General features: G+C 37.0%; 20 protein-coding genes. 8 read left to right on the forward strand and 12 right to left on the reverse strand.

Features of this window, described 5'->3' with window-relative positions; genetic code table 11:
* The first annotated feature begins 62 nt into the window (after positions 1–62).
* Positions 63–536 (forward strand): NUDIX hydrolase, encoded by a 474-nt coding sequence (locus M0M83_RS10360; RefSeq protein ID WP_248466532.1) that lies wholly within the window; start codon positions 63–65, stop codon positions 534–536.
* A gap of 23 nt (positions 537–559) precedes the next feature.
* Here the strand turns inward: M0M83_RS10360 and M0M83_RS10365 are convergent, their stop codons facing one another.
* Positions 560–1,174 (reverse strand): LysE family translocator, encoded by a 615-nt coding sequence (locus M0M83_RS10365; RefSeq protein ID WP_213912741.1) that lies wholly within the window; start codon positions 1,172–1,174, stop codon positions 560–562.
* Between the two features lie 153 nt (positions 1,175–1,327).
* Between M0M83_RS10365 and M0M83_RS10370 the strand changes: the two genes are divergently transcribed.
* The gene (locus tag M0M83_RS10370) at positions 1,328–2,212 is read left to right on the forward strand and encodes a LysR substrate-binding domain-containing protein (protein ID WP_248466533.1); all 885 of its coding nucleotides are present in this window, start codon (positions 1,328–1,330) and stop codon (positions 2,210–2,212) included.
* Positions 2,213–2,345: 133 nt separating this feature from the next.
* Positions 2,346–3,449 carry a D-alanine--D-alanine ligase gene (gene ddlA, locus M0M83_RS10375; RefSeq protein WP_102140335.1) on the forward strand — a complete coding sequence of 368 codons (1,104 nt, stop codon included), beginning with the start codon at positions 2,346–2,348 and terminating at the stop codon, positions 3,447–3,449.
* Positions 3,450–3,501: 52 nt separating this feature from the next.
* Here ddlA and M0M83_RS10380 read toward each other — a convergent pair whose 3' ends face one another.
* The 3 genes from M0M83_RS10380 to M0M83_RS21790 all read right to left on the reverse strand — a co-directional run bounded on the left by M0M83_RS10380 (position 3,502) and on the right by M0M83_RS21790 (position 5,308).
* Entirely contained in the window at positions 3,502–4,050 is a 549-nt protein-coding gene (locus M0M83_RS10380; protein WP_248466534.1) for an adenylate kinase, read from the reverse strand.
* 118 nt (positions 4,051–4,168) lie between these two features.
* Positions 4,169–4,942 (reverse strand): GNAT family N-acetyltransferase, encoded by a 774-nt coding sequence (locus tag M0M83_RS21785; protein ID WP_125894699.1) that lies wholly within the window; start codon positions 4,940–4,942, stop codon positions 4,169–4,171.
* Between the two features lie 3 nt (positions 4,943–4,945).
* Entirely contained in the window at positions 4,946–5,308 is a 363-nt protein-coding gene (locus M0M83_RS21790; RefSeq protein ID WP_248466535.1) for a hypothetical protein, read from the reverse strand.
* Between the two features lie 153 nt (positions 5,309–5,461).
* Between M0M83_RS21790 and M0M83_RS10395 the strand changes: the two genes are divergently transcribed.
* Positions 5,462–6,385 (forward strand): alpha/beta hydrolase family protein, encoded by a 924-nt coding sequence (locus M0M83_RS10395; protein ID WP_248466536.1) that lies wholly within the window; start codon positions 5,462–5,464, stop codon positions 6,383–6,385.
* A gap of 85 nt (positions 6,386–6,470) precedes the next feature.
* Here the strand turns inward: M0M83_RS10395 and M0M83_RS21795 are convergent, their stop codons facing one another.
* Positions 6,471–7,253: a GNAT family N-acetyltransferase gene (locus tag M0M83_RS21795; RefSeq protein WP_248466537.1), complete on the reverse strand. Its 783-nt coding sequence runs from the start codon at positions 7,251–7,253 to the stop codon at positions 6,471–6,473.
* Positions 7,254–7,437: 184 nt separating this feature from the next.
* Here M0M83_RS21795 and yqfB point away from each other — a divergent pair, with 184 nt between their 5' ends.
* Positions 7,438–7,767 carry a N(4)-acetylcytidine aminohydrolase gene (gene yqfB, locus M0M83_RS10405; RefSeq protein ID WP_213912736.1) on the forward strand — a complete coding sequence of 110 codons (330 nt, stop codon included), beginning with the start codon at positions 7,438–7,440 and terminating at the stop codon, positions 7,765–7,767.
* A gap of 128 nt (positions 7,768–7,895) precedes the next feature.
* On the opposite strand, the gene M0M83_RS10410 is transcribed toward yqfB, so the two are convergent.
* The 4 genes from M0M83_RS10410 to M0M83_RS10425 form a co-directional block, all read right to left on the reverse strand.
* On the reverse strand, positions 7,896–8,762 hold the full coding sequence (locus M0M83_RS10410; RefSeq protein ID WP_248466538.1) for an SDR family oxidoreductase: 867 nt from the start codon (positions 8,760–8,762) through the stop codon (positions 7,896–7,898).
* A gap of 253 nt (positions 8,763–9,015) precedes the next feature.
* Positions 9,016–10,005, reverse strand: coding sequence for a D-cysteine desulfhydrase (locus tag M0M83_RS10415; protein ID WP_248466539.1), 990 nt, complete (start codon positions 10,003–10,005; stop codon positions 9,016–9,018).
* A gap of 15 nt (positions 10,006–10,020) precedes the next feature.
* Positions 10,021–11,448: a Na+/H+ antiporter NhaC family protein gene (locus M0M83_RS10420; protein WP_248466540.1), complete on the reverse strand. Its 1,428-nt coding sequence runs from the start codon at positions 11,446–11,448 to the stop codon at positions 10,021–10,023.
* Positions 11,449–11,623: 175 nt separating this feature from the next.
* Positions 11,624–12,166, reverse strand: coding sequence for a GNAT family N-acetyltransferase (locus tag M0M83_RS10425; protein ID WP_125894711.1), 543 nt, complete (start codon positions 12,164–12,166; stop codon positions 11,624–11,626).
* Positions 12,167–12,319: 153 nt separating this feature from the next.
* Between M0M83_RS10425 and M0M83_RS10430 the strand changes: the two genes are divergently transcribed.
* Entirely contained in the window at positions 12,320–13,180 is an 861-nt protein-coding gene (locus tag M0M83_RS10430; protein WP_248466541.1) for a helix-turn-helix domain-containing protein, read from the forward strand.
* A 171-nt stretch (positions 13,181–13,351) separates the two neighbouring features.
* Positions 13,352–14,428: a bifunctional DNA-binding transcriptional regulator/O6-methylguanine-DNA methyltransferase Ada gene (gene ada, locus M0M83_RS10435; protein WP_248466542.1), complete on the forward strand. Its 1,077-nt coding sequence runs from the start codon at positions 13,352–13,354 to the stop codon at positions 14,426–14,428.
* Between the two features lie 121 nt (positions 14,429–14,549).
* Here the strand turns inward: ada and M0M83_RS10440 are convergent, their stop codons facing one another.
* Entirely contained in the window at positions 14,550–15,794 is a 1,245-nt protein-coding gene (locus tag M0M83_RS10440; protein ID WP_213912729.1) for an MFS transporter, read from the reverse strand.
* Positions 15,795–16,331: 537 nt separating this feature from the next.
* Here M0M83_RS10440 and M0M83_RS10445 point away from each other — a divergent pair.
* The gene (locus M0M83_RS10445; RefSeq protein WP_248466543.1) at positions 16,332–17,486 is read left to right on the forward strand and encodes an MFS transporter; all 1,155 of its coding nucleotides are present in this window, start codon (positions 16,332–16,334) and stop codon (positions 17,484–17,486) included.
* Positions 17,487–17,529: 43 nt separating this feature from the next.
* Here M0M83_RS10445 and ydeE read toward each other — a convergent pair whose 3' ends face one another.
* Together ydeE and M0M83_RS10455 are read right to left on the reverse strand one after the other, a co-directional pair.
* Positions 17,530–18,720, reverse strand: a complete 1,191-nt coding sequence (gene ydeE, locus M0M83_RS10450; RefSeq protein WP_125894719.1) for an efflux MFS transporter YdeE — start codon at positions 18,718–18,720, stop codon at positions 17,530–17,532.
* A gap of 285 nt (positions 18,721–19,005) precedes the next feature.
* A complete protein-coding gene (locus M0M83_RS10455; RefSeq protein WP_213912727.1) occupies positions 19,006–20,163 on the reverse strand; it encodes an iron-containing alcohol dehydrogenase in 1,158 nt (385 codons plus the stop codon).
* Positions 20,164–20,331: the final 168 nt, after the last annotated feature.

The following is a 20,331-nucleotide window of genomic DNA, read 5'->3' on the forward strand; positions in this document are numbered from 1 at the left end:
ATATAGAAAGTGACTATGTAGCTTCTGTATTAGAAGTAAAATGAAAAAAGGAATGTGATGGAATGAGTGGGGAAATTAAACATTTTACAGCAACAGCAATGATCCGCAATGAGCATGGTGAGTTTTTATTACACGAACATCAACAACTTGGTTTTTGGTTACCCCCAGGTGGCCACATTGAAGAGAATGAAGAACCACAACATGCGGTTTTTCGAGAAGTTCTTGAGGAAACAGGGCTAGAGTGCCAAGTGATTAGTTGCGGTTTCCCATTTGCCTCACAAATCCATGATTCATCTCATACACAAGTACTACCGTTACCCATTGCTATTTTGAAAGAATTTATTGCAGATAAAAAGAGAGGAAATCATTGGCATATTGATATGATTTACTTATGTGAGCTATTACCCTCATCACAACTGCCTTTTGCTCCATTTGAATGGGTACCATTTGAGAAACTCGCCAAACTCAATATTCCTGAAGATGTCATTGAGCTGGCGAAAGTGGTTAATGAATACTATCGGTCGCAGGGTAAATAGCGATAATTTATGTGAATATAAGATTAATTTACATTAAAAAATAATAAAGATAATCCCAATAGAATGAGTAGCGCGCCAATTGTTCTATCCATAATAAATTGGTAGTTAAGAATTTTGTTACGTACTACTGGTGTTGCAAAGAAAATAGCAATTAGACTAAACCAAAGCCAATGAGCGAACGAAATAAATAGGCCATAACTCAAATTTAACCAAATTGAGTTCTGTGTACTGATCACTTGGCTATACACAGAAACGACAAAGAACATGGTTTTTGGATTTAATGCATTCGTTAAAAAACCATTTTTAAACGCATTTAAGGCAGATAATGGTTGTGAGGCGGTTTTGTCTGAGGATATTTTGACTTTATTGGTCAATGATTTAAACCCGATGTACACCAAATAAAATACACCAATAAGTTTAACGATTAAGAATAATGTTGGTGAACTCAAAATGACTAAAGTGATGCCGAAAACGGTATAAAACACATGAACTTGCACACCTATGGCGATACCTAGCGCACACAGTAAGCCTATTTTAATTCCATAGGTATAACTATTACGAGTTACCATAGCAAAGTCCGGTCCCGGACTAATGACAGCTAAAATGGTTATAGTCGCTACTGCAATAATTTCATTCATATTAATTTCCTAAAAGGTAATAAAAACAGACCAAAAATGTGTTTTTTTTGAAAATGTTTGTTTATTTATTGTTTTTATTATCAATAGATTGAATAAAACTAAAAAGCGATTTATCCTGACACAAATCTGTCAGTTTTCGTTACCTATATATATATGAAACTACCACCATTAACGTCATTACGTTTTTTTGATACTGCGGCAAAAGCAGGCAGTTTTGTGCAAGCGGCACATGAGCTGAATGTGACTCACAGCGCAATTAGCCGACAAATTCGTTTATTAGAAGAATACCTTGGTGTTGAGTTATTCGAACGAAGGAACCGTGCTGTTTTTTTAACAGCGAACGGCCAGATATTGTTACAAACCACTAGTGCGATATTTGAGCAACTCAAAGAAGGGGTTGAAAAGATAAAAAACAGCGCATTTCCGGATGTTGTTAGCTTATCTTGTGAGCCAACCATTGCAATGAAATGGTTAATACCTCGACTTACGCATTTTTATCAGCAATATCCTCATATTACGGTACATTTAGTCGCGGCTGGTGGTGTCATTGATTTCACAAAAACGAATGTTGATTTAGCATTGAGGCGTAATGATTTTAAATGGAATGACAATCTTTTCGCGGTAAAAGTGTGTGCAGAACGAATGGGCGTTGTGGTTCGGCCTGAACTTGATTTTAAGAAAAACGTTAATCATATAGCACTGCTATCAACCACCTCTAGGCCTAATGCATGGGAAACTTGGCAAAGTATAAAAGAAATAGATCTTAAAAATAGTAAAACGATTACATATGAGCATTTTTACTTGTGTATTCAAGCGGCCTTAGCTGGGCAAGGGGCGGCTCTCGCGTCATTTTTGATGGTTGCCGACGAAATACAATCGAAACAATTAGCCGCGCCATATGGTTTTATTGAAGATAATTCAGCGTACTATTTATTGTCATCGAAACCTGTTGAGCAAGGTAGTGCAGCGGCTATTTTTACGCAGTGGCTAATTGAACAGGTGAATATCAGTATTGAAACTCTGATAGATAAAAGATAATTAGCTATCAAAAAAAGAAGGTTTGGTTATAAAGCCAGCGAGTCTTAATGAAAAATAAATAATTTATGTCATAACCTTTTCTTTGCATGCTATATTTCTCGGCTAGGTTTGGTGTTTTATGTCGGAGCAAATAATGAGCAAAATACGAGTCGGTGTTATTTTTGGTGGTCGATCAACAGAACATGAAGTTTCACTACAGTCCGCTAAAAATATTATCAATGGGTTAGATCGCAATAAATTTGATGTATGCCTTTTGGGGATTAATAAAGAAGGGCAATGGCATGAATATAACGAATCTGATTATTTATTGCATGGTGATGATCCCTCTCGTATTGCGTTAAATACGCCTAAGCGAGCCATCGCACTTGTTCCAGGTAAAACGAGCGAGCAATTTATTTCGTTAGAAGATGCCAAGCCATTGCCACAAATCGATGTTATTTTTCCTATTGTTCACGGTAACTTAGGCGAAGACGGCTCGCTGCAAGGGTTATTGCGCATGGCGAATTTGCCATTTGTAGGCCCAGGTGTTTTAGGCTCCTCTGCCTGCATGGATAAAGACGTTACCAAAAGACTACTTAGAGACGCAGGCTTAAATATTGCTCCATTTATAACAGTGCTCAAAAATGAACGTGCAACAACTGAATATGAAGCAACCGTGGCGCAATTAGGCTTACCGCTATTTATTAAACCGGCGAACCAAGGCTCGTCCGTTGGGATCAGTAAAGTCAGCACTGAATCGGAATTTAACGCGGCATTGGATTTTGCCTTCTTATTTGATATGAAAGTCCTTATTGAAAGCGCAGTAAAAGGGCGTGAAATTGAGTGCGCCGTATTGGGTAATGAAGAACCGCTTGCCAGCCCTTGTGGTGAAATCGTATTACACGACAGTTTCTATGCGTACCACACTAAATATATTGATGAAAATGGCGCTTCTGTCGTGGCTCCTGCGCAATTAGATGATGCAGTAAGTGATAAAATACGTGAGATTGCCTTATCTGCGTACCGTGCACTAAATTGCAGTGGCATGTCCCGTGTAGATGTTTTCTTAACGGAAAACAATGATGTAGTCATCAATGAAATCAACACATTGCCTGGCTTTACAAATATCAGTATGTATCCAAAATTGTGGCAGCAAGGTGGTATGACATACCCGCAATTAATCAGCCGATTGATTGAGTTAGGAATTGAAAAATTCCAACAAACTGCGATGTTAAAAACAGCATGTGATGAGCTTTAATCGCTGAGTAAAATACTGTCTCGGTGGTCTTTATGACTACCGAGATGTTTCTTTACCCTGAAACTTGAGCTTTCATCTGTTGCAAAAATAAATTTGTTTCTTTTGGAGAAGTGAGCCGAACAAACTGAATATGGCGTAAGTTGATATTAGCCATATGACCTAAGTTTCTTTTCTTATTTGGATAGTAAGTTTTTAGCAGCCACAAAATTATCGAATCACGGCTGAAAAAAGCATTTTTCCAACATTCTTTATTGCCTGTATGTTCCCATAACTCCTGCCCAGAACGAATGCGTGATAATGTGCGCGTAATTGACTGATAAAGGGTTCGAGAAAAGGAGTAATCCAACCAGACCACCATATCAACCTCTTTCCATTTAATAGGTTGAGTCCGTGTATAGTTGCCATCAAGGACCCAGCCAGATCCCGCTTTATTTAATGCAGAGGTGAGTTTCTGGTTAAGCTCATCATCCGAAGAACCTTGCCAATTTGCTAGCCAATATAAGCTATCTAACTCAATAGAAGGGACATTTAATAACAAAGAAAGTTGCTGGCAAAGGGTACTTTTACCGCTGCCACTCGTGCCAATAATATTAATCTTCATATGTAAACATCAGACGGATTTTGTTATTAGGATTGATTTGGAATGACAGAAAGTGGAACCATTGCCTGAGCAATAGTTCCAGATTAGATGCATCTACAAGTAACGGAATCGCTGTAAATTACTTGCACCAAACATAATTGATGTAGCGAAACAGTGGCTCGAAGCCAAATTTTTTATATAGGTCAAAACCTGCTTCAGATGCATCTAGGAAGCAGTGCTCTACGCCTTGCTGGCGGCAAAATGCAAGTGCGTAATCAATGAGTTGTGAAGCGTAACCATTACCTTGGTGGCTTGGCTCAGTCCCAATATCATCAAAACGGGCTAACGTTCCTTCAATCGTCACAGTCATTGAGGTCGCAGGCTCGCCATTGACGAGTAACACAAGGTGAAACTGTGGGGCGCCTTGCTGTAGTGCATCTTCATGATAACGCACATATTCCTGAATAACCTGGTCGTGTTCTTCAGACAGATAAAATGCAGAAACCAGCGGTTTTGCCCATAATGACAAATCGTGATTCGCTAAGACGATATCGACTTGGTTATCAGGCAGTTCAACTTCATTTTGCTTCGCTAAGGTTAATGCCATCGCAGTGGTGACGCTGTCACGTTTATACCCTAAAGATTCGGCTTCATTAACCACCTGCGGGAGCATCTCTTCGGGGATCACTAAGGTATGGTTTTTCTTTTGTGAAACAAACAGGTTGTGAGCCTGCATAAAGGCGTGACTGGTCGAGTCAGGCTGCAAATAAATGAAGTTAAACGCCGGCGAATTAAGGGGCGTTAAATAGCAAATTGTGTGTTGTGCAATCTGGATACTATGTTCACAAATAGATGTCCAAAACGTTTTTTCAATGGATTGGTAATGTCTTAAATAGTACAACGGAATATTCATTTGTCAGTTACCTGATGCAAAACGAGTTAATCGATATGGGCCAAGGGCAGCTTGTTCTATTCCATGCAAGATTTCATCTTGAGCCAATTGGCATATCAAAGGCGCTAGCGTGATCGCAGCGTGCATACTGATAATATATAAACCTTCGAAATCAGCAACTTTTCCGACAATTGGCATCTCATCTTTAGGCATAGGTCGCATTCCTATGAAAGCGTTTTCAAAATTTAACGTATGACTACCTATAAATGAATTTTTAATCGTTGTAAGGGCATTTTGTGCGATAGCCATCGCACAATGCTCGGGCTTTTCACTAATATAATCTTCAGCACAGAGTATTTTACCTGAACCTGCCGGTCGTAGCTCCATTTGTGGTGTCGAAATGATATGTTGAACCAATGTTTGTTCGATTGAATCATTTATATGCACAATGATGGAGGGGGAGGGAATAACAGGTAATTATTTATTATAAAAAACGTAATATAATGTCGTCGAAAGGCTCTTGTAAAACATAATGAGTGTATGATGAAATTTAAAATTGCTGCTCTGTTATTTTCAACTTATTCGTTAAGTGTATTTGCTCAGGATTTACCTGTGAATATGCAAACTCTTCACCTAGCGGGCAAAGAAATAAACTATTACTTAATCCAAAAGCAAGCAGAAAAATCAAAGGATTTATTAGTTTTATTACAGGGTTCTGATTGTAAAAGTGTTATTAATAATCCCAATATGTTGAAAAATTTCGGTGCTGTATTCCCTGATAATGATATTTTATTAGTTGAAAAAACAGGGCTAAACAATCATGTGGGGACTAAAGATGAAGAAGCTTCGGAAGAAGAATGTCCTGTTGACTATATGTCGAAAGACTCGCCATTAGAACGCGCCAATAATTATATCGTGGTATTAAAACAATTGAAAAATGATTACCAACACATCGTGCTATTAGGCGGAAGTGAAGGTGCGTTGGTGACTAATTTAATTGTTGCTCAAGAAAACTTTATTACCGCATCCGTTGCATTGAATGTTGGTGGTCAATATTTTATCAATGACGTATTGTACAGTATTGAAAATAATACACCTAAAGAAGAGGTTGCAAACTCAAAAGAAGGTTTTAAACAATTTGCAGAGGCAGTAAAACAAAAACAATTAAATAACGACCAATTTGTCAGCGGCCATGGCTCAAGATGGTGGTATGAGATGCTCACCATTGACAATTTAGAACTTATCCAGTCAGTTAAAACACCACATTTGGTGATACAAACGATGACGGATACCAACGTGGATGCTCATGGTACAGATAATATGATGAAAAAAATCCGTAATCCCCATGTTAGTTATCGAGCATATCAAGATTTAGACCATTTTTTCAAAGATAAAGATGGGCAATTGCAGACAGATCACATTGTGGCGGATATTCAAGATTGGTACCAAATGGTGACAAAATAAAGTGGATATATTAGTGGGTGACTCCCAACTATGATGTCACCCTGTACAATTATGTATCTTGGTTATTAAGATGCGTTCAATAAAATCACTCTGCAATATAGCTGTAGTAATTAAATATAGGTTCAAAACCCAGCTTTTTATAAATAGACAAACCATCACTGGATGACTCTAATACACACTGTTTAATCCCTTGCTGATGGCAAAGGGATAGCGCATGTTTAATAAGTAAAGTCGCGAGCCCTTTACCTTGGTATTGAATATCAGTGCCAATATCATCAAGTCGAGCTGTTTGATTATTAAATGTCATAGTTAAGGTTGAAACTGGTTGCTGATCTGCAAATAAGACTAAGTGCACCATATTAGTTTGCTTATCAAGGGCTCTTTGATGGTACCGAATATACTCGTCGGTAACCGTTGAATCATCTTCATCTGTATCAGAATCGACAGGGAATGCCGTAATTAAAGGCTGAGCCCAATCTTTAAGTTGATTATTGCTCAACACTACCTGAAAACCAGAACTAAGCTGTGGTGGTGAATTGTATTGTGATAAAACCTCTTGCGGCAAAATCATCGCGGTTGATTCACCATCTGCGACTAATCCGCGTGTTGCTATTTCCGTCTCAAATACTGAAAGCACCTGGTCATGAACAACCAATACATAAGGTTTAGCTTGCTGTTTGAATAACGCTTCGGCCTTTTCGTAATCTGAAATGAGGGCGCCTTGGTGGAGATAAATATAATTAAATATAGGTAATGGTAGCTCAGAAAAATAAGCGCTAGTTTGGTTGCTGATTTTCACCGCATTCGCACATATTGCAGACCAAAAATAGTGCTCTTGTTGATAGAATAAATTTTCATTGTTATTCATTATGTGTACTCAATTTATTGTAGTAGATAATATTTTATAGTTTGATTGTATATAAGACTGATTGATCACTATAGTGTTCGTAAAATTAGAAGCACAAAAAGAACCATTTTATTGCAATTTATTAGGTTTATAAGAAAATAGGGGCTCCTAACAAAGGTATTGCATAAGAAATAAGAGAAATATTATGAATAACGCCCCTGACACGATAACCTTTTTTGAGCGTCTACTTCCACTGGTGGTTTCCGGTAAAAAAATTATCACTATCCGTGATAAAAGCGAAAGCCACTATATTCCTGGGACTATTGTGAAGGTATACGCGCTGGAAACAGGTGAATATTATACTGATATTAAAATATTGTCGGTAGAGCCAATTTCTTATGATGACATTTCTGAATACCATGCTAAGCAAGAAGCCATGAGTCTAGAGACGTTGAAAACGCTTATCAAAGAGATTTACCCAAACGAGCAATATTTATACGTAATCACTTACCAATTGCTGAATAGCACTGATTAATCACGATGTTTCGAAGATGAGCAAATCAGCACGGTGATCTTCATTGGCGGAATATTAATCATTTTGGGAATACTGACTGTGAGTAAAAATTAATATAAAAATAGGCCAAGTAGAGGCCTATTTTACGTTTATTTAAATTGTTCTTGGTGCTTCAAAATAAATTCTTTAAGTGATGTCGGTGCTTTGCCTGTTATTGTTTGAAAATTATCGAAAACCATTCCTGAGCGGTCTAATGTTCCATTAGTAAAATCTACATAATGGTCATAGATACTTTTCATATAGGCGAGCTCTAAATTATTTTTAAGGGCATGTTGCCAGAATTCATCGGGATTTTCTGCCTGATAGCTGAAAGGGATCCCCAACTCTTCTGTTAATAACTCAGCTATTTGTGTGTAATTTCTGTTTTCATAACCAAGGCGATAAATTTGGCCTGCGTGCTGTTGCGGGTTAAGTAAGCAATAAGCCGCAAGTTCAGCAACATCGGCACAGTCTACCCAACTGAGTACCGCATTGCCAAAATAAGAGCGCAAGACACCTTTTTGCAAGTTCTCATCCCCTTGGTAACCCAATAAGTTTTGCATATAAGATTCGGGGCGAAGGTGAGTAAATTGTATTCCTGACCATTCAATATAGCGTTCAATAAGTTGGTGCCATGCCCAATGTGCCACTTGCGCGTCATCGTCCCCACATGCACCTAAATGCACGATATATTTCACGGCTGATTTTTTTGCGATATCAACAAAAACCTTGCTTTGTACAAGCATATCAATGGTATATCCTGTCATCATGAAAACAGAGTCGATACCTTGTAAAGCGGTTTCAATAGTATCTGGCTTATCATAATCCATTAACACAGTGCGATAAGATGTATTTTTTAATTTAGCGGCGTCTCTAACGGCTAAAACAACATCATGATAGCCTTTTTCCTGTAATGATTGAACGAGGTAGTGACCAACCTGACCTGTCGCACCAGTGATAAGAATTGTATTTTTCATGAATATCCTATAGTGACAATATATTCAGTTAAAGTGTTTTGCTCATAATATATTCAAGATATTATTGAGCAATAAAGCGTTATATTTTGTCGCTTTTCTTAATGTAAGAGGAACTTGGTTTATAAACATATTCTCCTGAGCTTTATCAGTGTATAGCAATCAATTGATAAATGTTATAGAAGAGGAAAAGTAGAGCATTCTTGGTACTAGGGGGAAGATAAAAGGGCAATCTAACCCTTTTATCTGAAAATGATTATTTAATTGTTTGGCTAATATCTGAGTAAGCAAATAACGCTTGGGCTCCACCTGTATGAATAAATAGAATGGGTGTTTTTTCTTCAGCGTTTTCTAAGTAATCAATTAGCCCAGCCATGGCTTTACCCGTATAAACGGGGTCTAATAAAATACCTTCTTGCTGCGCTAATAAGTTGATTGCGGCGAGGCCTTTTTGGTTTGGCATTCCATACATTGGAGCAAAAAAGTTATCCCATAGCTGTACCTTTGGGGTTTTATCTAGAGACAACCATTGAGCCAGTTCGGATTGCAATTTTTCAACTTTAGGGGCCTGGTCTTGTTGCTTTCTTGAAACGGTTACGCCAATTACTTGACTTTGCGGTAATAGTTCTTGTAAACCAATGGCAAGGCCTGCATGCGTTCCAGCACTCCCAGAGGCAACAATCACTTTGTCAAATTCAATATGTGCTGGTTTCTGTTGAGCTATTTCAATAGCGCACTGAATATAGCCTAAAGCACCTAATGTATTTGACCCACCCACAGGGACAATGTAGGCATCTTTTAGAGACAGTGTTTCAATTAGTGCTTCCATTTGAGATTGCGGGTCGGTTAATTCATCACACATGACACAGCGAGTGCCAAATAAGTCAGTTAATAGTTTATTACCATTATGTAGAAAGTTAGGGTTATCACTTTGAATTGGGTTTTCTAACAAAGCGACACACTCAAGCCCATACATGGCAGCAACAGCCGCAGTTTGGCGGACATGGTTTGATTGAATTGCTCCCGCAGTAACAATAATCTTTGCATTTTTGGCTAATGCATCGGCCATTAAAAATTCGAGTTTACGTAATTTATTTCCCCCCATAGCAAGAGGGGTCATATCATCACGCTTGATATAGATCTCACGGCCAAACTTATGCGATAAATTATTTAATCGATTAAGAGGAGTCGATGCGTTAAGTAAATCTATTTTTGCGAACTGCGCTAATTGTTGTTGAAGAGACATCTAAACTCCCAATAATTAATAAGAGAAACCAAGATAAAGGTAAATAGCAAGTACAACACTGGCTGTTACAAGAGCATAAGGCATCTGTGTTCGGATATGTTCAATATGTTCGCAGTCTGTCGCCATGGAGGCAACAATAGCATCTGCAGAAATTGGAGAGGTCATATCACCAAATATTGAACCAGAAATTGCTGCACCTATCATATATTCTACAGGCATTCCTACTGACAGTCCTAATTGGACGCCGATAGGGATCATTATAGCGAAAGTACCCCAAGAGGTACCCGTTGCTAAAGACATAATGGCGCTAATGATAAAGATAAAGCCAATAGAAAACCCTGGAGCCATAACCCCTTGAGTAACTTCAGCAATATAAGCACCAGTATTTAATTCTGCAGAAACATTACCCATTAAGAATGCTAAAATCATAATTGAGCTAATTTTTAGCATGTTGGCATAACCGATAAACAACTCTTTGAAAAATGCATCAATATTTAATAGACGTCGGCTTATAAACCAACAGAAAGAAACTACGGTACCAAACATGACACCCCAATATACGGATGTCGATCCACTTCCTTTGCTAAAGTCACCGTCGCCTGTAATATACAGAGCAATAGGTACCATTAACACCGTCGATAAAATAGGAATAAAAAAGTTTAATGAGGAATGAGCATTAGGATGGTCAATAATCTCTTCTTCGCTATCTTGGCTTTGTAATTGAGATATATTTCCAGCAATAAAATTCTGTTGATACTTTTCTTCTGCTTTTTTCATGGGACCCCATGAAACGTTAGTAAATACATAGAATAGGATAGTTAGAATGGATAGCCATGCCATCAAGTTGTATCCAATCGACGTAATTAAAATATCAAAAGGCTCGCCTTGAATCAGTCCTTGGGATATTTGTACCCCAATTAACCCCATTATTACCGCTCCCCAACCATTGATGATGGCCGAGGAACAAACAGAAACACACGCTGTTTGGATAATATAGGACATTTTTTCAGGGGCAACACCATATTGCCGTGCTAGATTTTTAGTTGAGGCGCCGGCGACTAATTGGTTAATTGAGCTTTCAATAAAAATAAGAGAAGTAATGATGATGGCAAGCAACTGGGTAGATTTACGGTTTTTAATTAATTTTGTCTTATTGGTAAGTAACTGAACTAACGCACGAACACCACCGGTAACCACAACAAGCCTCATGATCCCACCGATCATAACCATAAAGACAATTGTTCGCGTATTCCCTGCAGATGAAAATGTATCAATAATACCATCAACGGTACCTTGAACACCTAATAATACGTTGTGGTCATGAATGACAGTAAAACCAACGAGTATTCCTAACATTAATGAAAGCATGACTTGGCGAGTTAATATCGCCAATATTATAGTCACAATGGGAGTGATAACGGTCCAAATACCATAGTCCTGCATGTGTTTACCTGTGATCTGAGAGAAAATATGAATTTTATAATTATTGAAAAATCATAGCATTAATAGGAACACGGTAGAATAATTTTATGTAGTTTGAAATGAGTTGTGACAATAAATTAATAAGAAAAAGGCCAAACAGATAAATGCTGGCCATATGTACAGATAGAATCAAATATTACTGTCGAGCTTGCCACTCTTTAGCCGTTATTTTACTAATATCTTCTGTTTTAGTTTCACCAATTAATTCAATAAATTGTGGTTCAAGAGTTGCATAGTATTTGAAACCACATTTCTCTTGAGCAATTTTAGATTGTTCGTTGCCTTGAAAGTAACCGCACCACAAATTATCTAATTTCAAATCAGTGAAAGCATGGTGCATGATGGCGTTAATTGATTCTGGGATAATACCTTTACCCCAGAACGGTACACCTATCCAATAGCTAACTTCTGCATCATTTTCACCAATAGAAAAATTACTTTCATGGCTGAATGATAAACCAATCAAGCCAATAGCTTGGTTCTCATTTTTTAACGTTACAGCGTAAATTTCATCACGCATAAAAATATTCTTGATGATAGAAAGACTCTCTTCTTCGTTTTTGTGAGCAGGCCAACCTGCGATTGGGCCAATTCTTTCATCTTTTGCATAGAAATATAAATCAGCGGCATCTGTTTCTTGCCAAGGACGCAATACTAACCTATTTGTTGTAAGAACCATTTTATCAGCTCCTCATTATGGCATCTCCTAACTTGAAAGCTATTTTAGGTATTTATGGAAATAAAATAAGGGCATAATTTGTTCATTTTAGGTACTTATGGCAACTTATCTGTTATGGTAGTGCGATATGGCGCAAATTAAAGTACAACGATCATGCTACATTTAAAAAATTATCAAATTGATTTGCCAAAAGTTATTCGGATTGGTGAAAGCAATATGGATGAAATGCAATATAAACCGATTAAAACATCTTATGTGACAGTTTGTATGTGCAAGCAAGGATATGGCGTATTTAATATTAATTTTAAACAACAGCCAGTACGCAAAAACGACATAATCGTTTTGTACGATGATTCCTTTGCAATGCTACAAGCCAAATCACGCAAATTTCGTTTGGAATATTGGTTGATTGATAAAAAGCTAGCAACAGAAATTGCTTATGCATTACCACGTCAACTGTTTGCTTTTTTGAATGACTTTCCTGTTATTTCAACGCCATTAGGAAAAGTGGAACTGCTTGAAAACTGGAGATATATTCTGCTAGCGATAGTGCATAACTGGGGCGAACATGGGTTATTACAGTTAAAAAATTATTTGCAAAATTTATTTTTAGAAATTAATTATCATACTCAACACACATTTAGTAAACCAGAAAATAAAAGCCGCCAAGAGCAACTATGCTGGCGTTTTTGGGACTTAATTACAATTTACTGTAAACAATATAAAGAAGTAAAATTCTATGCTGAAAAATTGTCTATTACGCCATTTTACTTATCTAAGATTAGTCAAAGTTTCTTTAATGACCCGCCAAAAGTATTAATTGATAGGCAAGTTATTCTAGAAATAAAAGCATTATTAGAAGTTGGTAATCTGTCCATTAAGCAAATTGCTGATGAATTAAATTTTGAAGATACATCCTATTTATGTCGCTATTTTAAACGGCATACAGGGATGACGTTAACGGGATTTAAAAAACGGATTGCACAAAGAGAGCTGGGAAATCAATACCAGTAGTATGGTTCATTTTTGTTGAATTCTTTTTATGAATTTAATTAATCAATATAATTCAATTATTTATAACTAAGCGCTTAACGGACAGAAAGTGAATTAAAAAGCAATGTTCGGAGTTTTTTGCAATTGTAGTTTGTCATAATTAATGCAATTAACTAAAGTAAGGACGACATGATGACAACTAAAAATTTGTGGAATACGCCAGAACAGAGATGGCAAGCGGTGGTTGAAAGGAATAAAGCTGCAGATGGTCACTTTGTTTACGGTGTAAGAACCTCTGCTATTTATTGCCATCCGTCTGCTGCTGGGCGTTTACCAAATAGAAATAACGTTGAGTTTTTTGATAGTGAGCAGCAAGCGATTGAACAAGGCTATCGTGCTGGAAAACGCTTTCGTGCAGAGACCTCACGATTAAGCCAATTTTATCAAGAACAAATTGAAAAAGCTTGCCGTTATATTGAACAGCAGGAGCAAGCAGTGAGTTTGGCAAGTTTAGCTGATTATATCGGTATGAGTCGTTACCATTTACATCGTTTATTTAAAGCACAAACCGGGTTAACACCAAAAGCCTATGCAGATGCATTTCGCCATAAAACCTTGCAACAACGACTTCAAGAAAAAAAACGAATTACTGATGCTATTTATGATGCGGGTTATCAATCAAATAGTCGCTTTTATGAAGTTTCATCTAAACGATTAGGTATGACACCAAGTGAATGGAAATCAGGTGGCGGTGGTAATAAAATTTATTTTGCTCTTGCGGCTTGCTCATTGGGGACACTACTCGTTGCACAAAGTCCGATAGGTGTTTGTGCAATTTTATTAGGAGACGACCCTGAACAATTACTGAATAATTTACAAGACAAATTCCCAAAAGCAGAGCTGATAGGGGGAGATGGTGACTTTGAACTATTGGTAGCCCAAGTGGTTGGCTTTATCGAGGCACCTGAAATTGGTTTAAACTTGCCACTTGATATCCAAGGTACCGCATTTCAACAGCGTGTCTGGCAAACTTTACAAAAGATCCCTATTGGAGAAACAGTCAGTTACGCTGATATTGCAGAGAAGATAGGTCAGCCTAATGCCGTTAGAGCGGTAGCGAACGCCTGCGGTGCAAATATGTTAGCTGTCGCTATTCCCTGTCACAGAGTGGTTAAGAGTAATGGTGACCTTTCAGGCTATCGTTGGGGTATTGACCGGAAACAAGCGCTATTGCTAAAAGAAGCTAAGTATAAGGTAGATAATAATTAACTAAATAGTACTAGAAAATGAAGAGTAACCCGAATGTGACTATTTCAAACTCGCCTATTTGAGATAATAGGAATCCCCTTACTCGGTCAATATGCTACATGAATAAGGGGAGTAATAGCCATTAACTATTTGTATTCGAATGACTATTTTTAGAATAGAATAAGTAAATAACATAGAGAAGCGTAAAACTGGCAGTGTAACCTGTAAAAATCATCCAAAAGGTTTTCCAATCTACTATACCATTGACGGTATTAAGCTCGATAACCCAACCACATAATACAGCTCCTAAAAAAGTCCCAAAACCGTTAACTAATGTGGTGAATACACCTTGCGCTGTTGAACGGAATTCAGCAGCAATTTCCTTTTCCAAAAATAACGCGCCAGCGATATTAAAGAAATCAAATGCGCAGCCGTATACAACCATAGATAAGAATAAAGCGATGGTACCAATTGCTGTGAAATCACCATAAGCAAATAAACCAAGTCGTAAAATCCACGCAATCATACTCATGAATAAAATGGTTTCAATTTTGAATTTTTTGAGTAACAGAGGTAAAAGCAAAATGAAGATGATTTCAGAAAATTGCGATATTGATAAAAAGATAGTGGGATATTCAGAAAAAATAGAGCCTCTCGCTTCAGGCATTAATGCCATATCTTGTAAAAAGGGAACACCAAAGGTATTGGTAATTTGTAAGACGGATCCTAATAGCATGGCAAAAAATAAGAATACCGCCACTCTCCCTTTTTTAAACAGAAGAATAATATTTTGGCAACTAAAGCTGGATTTTTCTCTCTTTTTCTCAACTTTACAGCTCTGCGTGGAAATAAAGAACACAGAAAAAATACTGAGTATAACTGATGCAATTGCACCGACATATAATTGATAAAAACTCATTTCCAATTTTAATAAGCTAATTGTCCACATAGCGACAATAAAGCCTACGGTACCGTAAACGCGTATTTTTGGAAAATAGATATCAGAATCGAGTTTTTTTGCACTCAACATTTCAAAAACAATACTATTACAAACAGAAATCGTGGGCATATAAAACATTAGATGAACTAATGTCATAATAAATAGCAGGGTTATTGAATCACTATGAGCCATTGCAATCAAAAATACAGCAGAAATAATATGTGATGCAACGTAAACAAGCTTTCGGTTGTTAATTTTATCTGCAATAAATCCAATGATAATTGGTGAACATAAAGCTGAAATGCCTAATGTACTAAAAATTAGGCCAATTTCACCGCCTTTGAAATGCAATGTATTGAAGAGATAAGACGCGAACGTAACTAGCCATGATCCCCAGATAAAAAATTGCAGAAATGAAACAAATTTCAATCGAGTCGTGATATTCATGTTTATATACCTTCCGTTAGCTTAAACATGCTTTAATCTAATCATTAAATAAACTGTTCTTTTCAATTAATTTAATAACCAAGTCTGGAAGCATCTATCTTGTTATTGTTTGTGCATTATAAAATAGCTAATGAGAGTTTTTTTTGATATGGAGGCGGGTAATCATCGATTAATAGTAGGAATTAGCCTGTTTATATAGAGGGTATTACGTATTTATATACATAGGAATAATAAAATTGGTTAATATTTGGCTTTTCTGAGTTTAAAGTGCCTAAAGAGTAGATGCTGTAGATTCAACTTTTTTATAGGTTAGTTGAATTTAATTAAAATTTAAGGTTTAATGGCTGTCTCTTCACGCTTATCTTCTAATTTACTGCCTCAATCCATTATCTCAATATTTCCAGTGGTTAAATGCCACTTGCATCCTGCAACTCATTGCCAAAACATTCCCTCAATTTCTTTAAAAAAACAAATGACAATAACTCCAATCATAATAATGATTGGGAGATTTAATGTATGTGAAAAAACGAGAAAATTATGATTTCCACTCATTACTTGCTGCTTTTATCCGCAGTAGCGGTATACCTTGTTGGTACCGCAGAATTTATGTTGTCGGCTATTATATCGCCGTTAGCGACTGTGTTTAATGTTCGACCTGAACAAATTACTTGGTTGATATCAGCTTATGCTTTGTCCTATACCTTGGCTGCTCCTATTATTGGTTTTTTATCGGATAGAATCGATAGGCGTAAAATTGTGCTCATAGCTCTTTTGTTATTATCACTCGACAGTTTAGCCATCATTTTCTCACCTAATTTATTGATTGCTCTAGTTTTAAGGGGATTCGGTGGATTGGCATCAGCAGCGCTTGTCCCAGTTATTTTTGCCCTTATTGCTGATGCAGTTAGTGAAAGAAAGCAAGCTGCAGCAATGGGAAGCATTATGATGGGAATGACGGTAGGTATTATTACGGGGCCTATTGTTGCTGGAATATTAGTTCAATATTTTGCTTGGTATGCCCCATTTGTATATACCGCTGTAGGATGCTTATTGGTATTTATCATAGCGTTATTTACACTACCGCACTCTCAAAAAACGATCGGAAGAAAATTATCGTTTAAAGCGATTAAGCACGTAGGTATTGTCAGGTTCATATTAGCTAAAGGCATATGGAATGGCGTGTCGGTTTGCATGTTTTTGCTTGCTGGTGAAATATTAAGGCAACGATCTCACTTAGAAAGTGTAGAGGTTGGTAGCTTAATGGGACTATTTGGGATTGGACTATTATGTGGTAATGGTTTAGTTACAAAAATTGAAAAACTTAAAATATCAAATAATGCAAAACTCGTGGTTATTATTTTAATAATTATGGTAACGATTATCTTATTTCTCAGTGGGTGGCTTCCGTTAATTGGTCATGGATTATGTTTAGCTGTTTTAGGGGGGATGTTGGGTCTGGCATCACCGATAAGTACAGCAATGTTAGCAAGAAAAAGTGCAGAGAATAAAGGTTTTATTCTGTCTATATCCGAGAGTGTTAACAACTTGGTTCTACTATCTGCATTACCGATATTTTCTTTGTTTTTTTCAAAAGGTCTAATGGTTACTTCTGTAATCATAATTATTGTATTGTTAAGTACAGCTATTTATTTAGTTTTACCAACAAGAGAGAAAAAAGAGGCTGTAGATTGATTGCTTTTCTCCACTAAGATTATTTTTTAGTGGAGAAAAAGTGCTATTGAGCAATTAGTATTTGTTTTTTTCTTAAACGCATTCCATTTAACATGGATAGCCAGGCTAAAAACGTAACAAACATAAGAATAATGAAAATAAAATAGGGTGGAAGTTCCGTGAGTACAACACCTGTTAACATCGGATTAAATGCACCACCAAGTAGCCCTAGAGATTGAGCTGAAAAATAACTGGCCTTCATTCCGTCTGGGGCAATACTATCAATTAACATATATTCTCCAGGGGCATAGATTAACTCACCTAGAGTGAATATAAAGGCGCCAAGAGCCCAAAGGTATAAATTTTCATGGGAATACATAAAGGTTGCCAATCCTAAAATGAAAAATAGGCTACCTAATGTCATTAATTTTCTTAAATTATCTGGCGTGATCCGTTTGCCAACCGTATATTGCAAAGTTACTACGACAATCGCATTCACTGGTAAAATAACGCCAATAACCACTTGTGCAAAATCGCTGTTAGCAACGGTAATGGCATACTGCGATATCCAAGTCGTAAAAGTACCGAAAACTAATGAGCCTAAGAAAGTGGATAAAATAAACCATGCTAGGACTTGATCTCTTAGCATAGCGACAGGGTTCCATTTACGGTTCTGTCCTTCTTCTAAAGGTATTGGTTTTATGCTCTGCACAAACCTCTGTATAAAGAATATTGGGAAAGCGGCAGAAATTGCAGCTAAATAGAATGGTAGGTTAATGCTATACATTAATAACCAAGTACCAATAGGGGGCCCAACGGTCCAGCCAATATTAATGAATGTATAATTTAAGGAAAATATTTTTGCTTTTAATGCAACCGTAAGGGTATCGGCAAAGTACGCTTTTAGTACCGTTGAGAACACGGAATAAGAGCAATTTATTAGCGAAAAGAAAATAATGACGAGAATTGCATTATTAACGATAGGTATTGCAATAAACCCACAAATAAAAGCGATAACTGCAGATAACATGCAGCGTTTTTTGTCAACACGATCAGCTAGCATGCCAAAGCCCATGCTAAATAAAACACCGACCACCATAGCCATTGACATTGCAACACCGACAATATCAATAGCCATTTTATATTCACGGGTTAAGTAAATAGCCATAAAGGGTAATGTTGCACCACGGCCAATCGTTAAGAGCAGTGACGATGCAAGTAATGCACTGTTTGATATATTAAATTTAGATAACATGGCCCACTACCTAGCTTATTAATTGTTGTTATATATTTGTTTCGGATTATTTGTAAGCTATAAAATATCTAAAATTACAGTGGTGAGATATGGTGAATAATGCTCAAAACTGAAAACGATATTTTGCTAATGCTAATGTACCATTTTCAATTAAATATCTGGGGATATGAAATACAATCAGGCCAATAAAACGTTATATGCTATTGTAATTATCGATGAATTTAGGAGGTCAGATGAAAAACAGGAAAAAGGTGCAATTTTGCACCTTTTCGAAGAAGATAAAAATTATAAAGCAGCCGTATATACGCGACGGCTAACCTCCAAATTAATATCTTGGTGCTCGCCTAATTTTGTCATACTGTGAGCTTCTAAGCTTTTTACTAATGGTTCAACAACATCGTGAGTGAGCTGGTAGTCACTAAAGCGTGTGCCTACTTGCATTTTTTCAAAGAATGCTCGGGTTAACTCGATGGATTTTAATGCTTTCTCTTGTTCTGAACCTGTCGTAATCCCCCAAACTTGTTCGGCATATTGCACTAACTTGGCCTGTTTTTGTGGTAATTTTTCTGTCAGCATGGATGGAAGAACAATGGCAAGAGTTTGTGCATGATCCAAGCCATATAAGACCGTGATTTCGTGGCCTAACATATGTGTAGACCAGTCTTGTGGCACACCGACACCAATTAAACCATTTAAAGCTAATGTGGCAGTCCACATTAAATTGGCCCGAAGATCATAATCTTTTGGAGCCTCAAGCGCTTTAGGCCCAATTTCGATTAATGTTTTTAATAAGCCTTCCGCAAATGCATCTTGTACGTAAGCATTTACTGGATACGTTAAATATTGTTCAATAACATGAACGAAAGCGTCAACGACACCATTACTGATTTGGCGAGCGGGTAATGTATAGGTTTTTACTGGGTCAAGAATAGAAAATTGAGGGAACACGTGGTCACTCATAAACGCAAGTTTAGAATGTAATTCTTCACGAGTGATCACAGAACCTTTGTTCATTTCAGAACCGGTTGCAGGTAATGTTAATACAGTCCCAAAAGGCAGCGCATTTTTTATGGTCGCGCCTTTGTTTGTGACTACTTCCCATTTATCGCCCGGATAATTTACTGCAGCAGCGACAAATTTAACGCCATCAATGACGGAACCGCCACCAACAGCCAGCAAAAAATCAAAGCCTTCTTTTTCAACTTTATCGACGGCTTTGATCAAGGTTTCATAACGAGGATTAGCCTCAATCCCACCAAAATGGTCGAATGTCCGAGAGCCTAAAGCTTGTTCAACTTCGCTTAAGGTTCCTGTTTTTCTTGCACTTTCACCGCCGAATAAAATAAGAACCTTAGCATTTTTAGGGATAACTCGATCAAGTTCGCAGATTTTACCTTCACCAAAAATGATACGAGTAGGGTTATAAAATTCGAAATTGTTCATATGTAACCTTCGTCGAAAGTAGAAACGAACCTCATGATTACATGCATACAATTATAAGTAAACATAATATAACTTTAAATAATTAAGAGTTATATATATTTGATTGCTTATATTCCAATGGGAGAATTATATTAACAATATTTAATTGTAGTTAATCTTAATTATTAT

The organism is Providencia rettgeri (assembly GCF_023205015.1).
Lineage (GTDB): Bacteria > Pseudomonadota > Gammaproteobacteria > Enterobacterales > Enterobacteriaceae > Providencia > Providencia rettgeri_E.

Excerpts from the sequence above, each read along its gene's own strand:
- M0M83_RS21790 (WP_248466535.1), bottom strand. The coding sequence starts at position 5,308 with ATGGAGCTACGACCGGCAGGTTCAGGTAAAATACTCTGTGCTGAAGAT.
- M0M83_RS21785 (WP_125894699.1), bottom strand. The coding sequence starts at position 4,942 with ATGAATATTCCGTTGTACTATTTAAGACATTACCAATCCATTGAAAAA.
- M0M83_RS10360 (WP_248466532.1), top strand. The coding sequence starts at position 63 with ATGAGTGGGGAAATTAAACATTTTACAGCAACAGCAATGATCCGCAAT.
- ddlA (WP_102140335.1), top strand. The coding sequence starts at position 2,346 with ATGAGCAAAATACGAGTCGGTGTTATTTTTGGTGGTCGATCAACAGAA.
- M0M83_RS10365 (WP_213912741.1), bottom strand. The coding sequence starts at position 1,174 with ATGAATGAAATTATTGCAGTAGCGACTATAACCATTTTAGCTGTCATT.
- M0M83_RS10410 (WP_248466538.1), bottom strand. The coding sequence starts at position 8,762 with ATGAAAAATACAATTCTTATCACTGGTGCGACAGGTCAGGTTGGTCAC.
- M0M83_RS21795 (WP_248466537.1), bottom strand. The coding sequence starts at position 7,253 with ATGAATAACAATGAAAATTTATTCTATCAACAAGAGCACTATTTTTGG.
- M0M83_RS10415 (WP_248466539.1), bottom strand. The coding sequence starts at position 10,005 with ATGTCTCTTCAACAACAATTAGCGCAGTTCGCAAAAATAGATTTACTT.
- M0M83_RS10395 (WP_248466536.1), top strand. The coding sequence starts at position 5,462 with ATGATGAAATTTAAAATTGCTGCTCTGTTATTTTCAACTTATTCGTTA.
- M0M83_RS10425 (WP_125894711.1), bottom strand. The coding sequence starts at position 12,166 with ATGGTTCTTACAACAAATAGGTTAGTATTGCGTCCTTGGCAAGAAACA.
- ada (WP_248466542.1), top strand. The coding sequence starts at position 13,352 with ATGACAACTAAAAATTTGTGGAATACGCCAGAACAGAGATGGCAAGCG.
- yqfB (WP_213912736.1), top strand. The coding sequence starts at position 7,438 with ATGAATAACGCCCCTGACACGATAACCTTTTTTGAGCGTCTACTTCCA.
- M0M83_RS10430 (WP_248466541.1), top strand. The coding sequence starts at position 12,320 with ATGCTACATTTAAAAAATTATCAAATTGATTTGCCAAAAGTTATTCGG.
- M0M83_RS10445 (WP_248466543.1), top strand. The coding sequence starts at position 16,332 with ATGATTTCCACTCATTACTTGCTGCTTTTATCCGCAGTAGCGGTATAC.
- M0M83_RS10370 (WP_248466533.1), top strand. The coding sequence starts at position 1,328 with ATGAAACTACCACCATTAACGTCATTACGTTTTTTTGATACTGCGGCA.
- M0M83_RS10455 (WP_213912727.1), bottom strand. The coding sequence starts at position 20,163 with ATGAACAATTTCGAATTTTATAACCCTACTCGTATCATTTTTGGTGAA.
- M0M83_RS10440 (WP_213912729.1), bottom strand. The coding sequence starts at position 15,794 with ATGAATATCACGACTCGATTGAAATTTGTTTCATTTCTGCAATTTTTT.
- M0M83_RS10380 (WP_248466534.1), bottom strand. The coding sequence starts at position 4,050 with ATGAAGATTAATATTATTGGCACGAGTGGCAGCGGTAAAAGTACCCTT.
- M0M83_RS10420 (WP_248466540.1), bottom strand. The coding sequence starts at position 11,448 with ATGCAGGACTATGGTATTTGGACCGTTATCACTCCCATTGTGACTATA.
- ydeE (WP_125894719.1), bottom strand. The coding sequence starts at position 18,720 with ATGTTATCTAAATTTAATATATCAAACAGTGCATTACTTGCATCGTCA.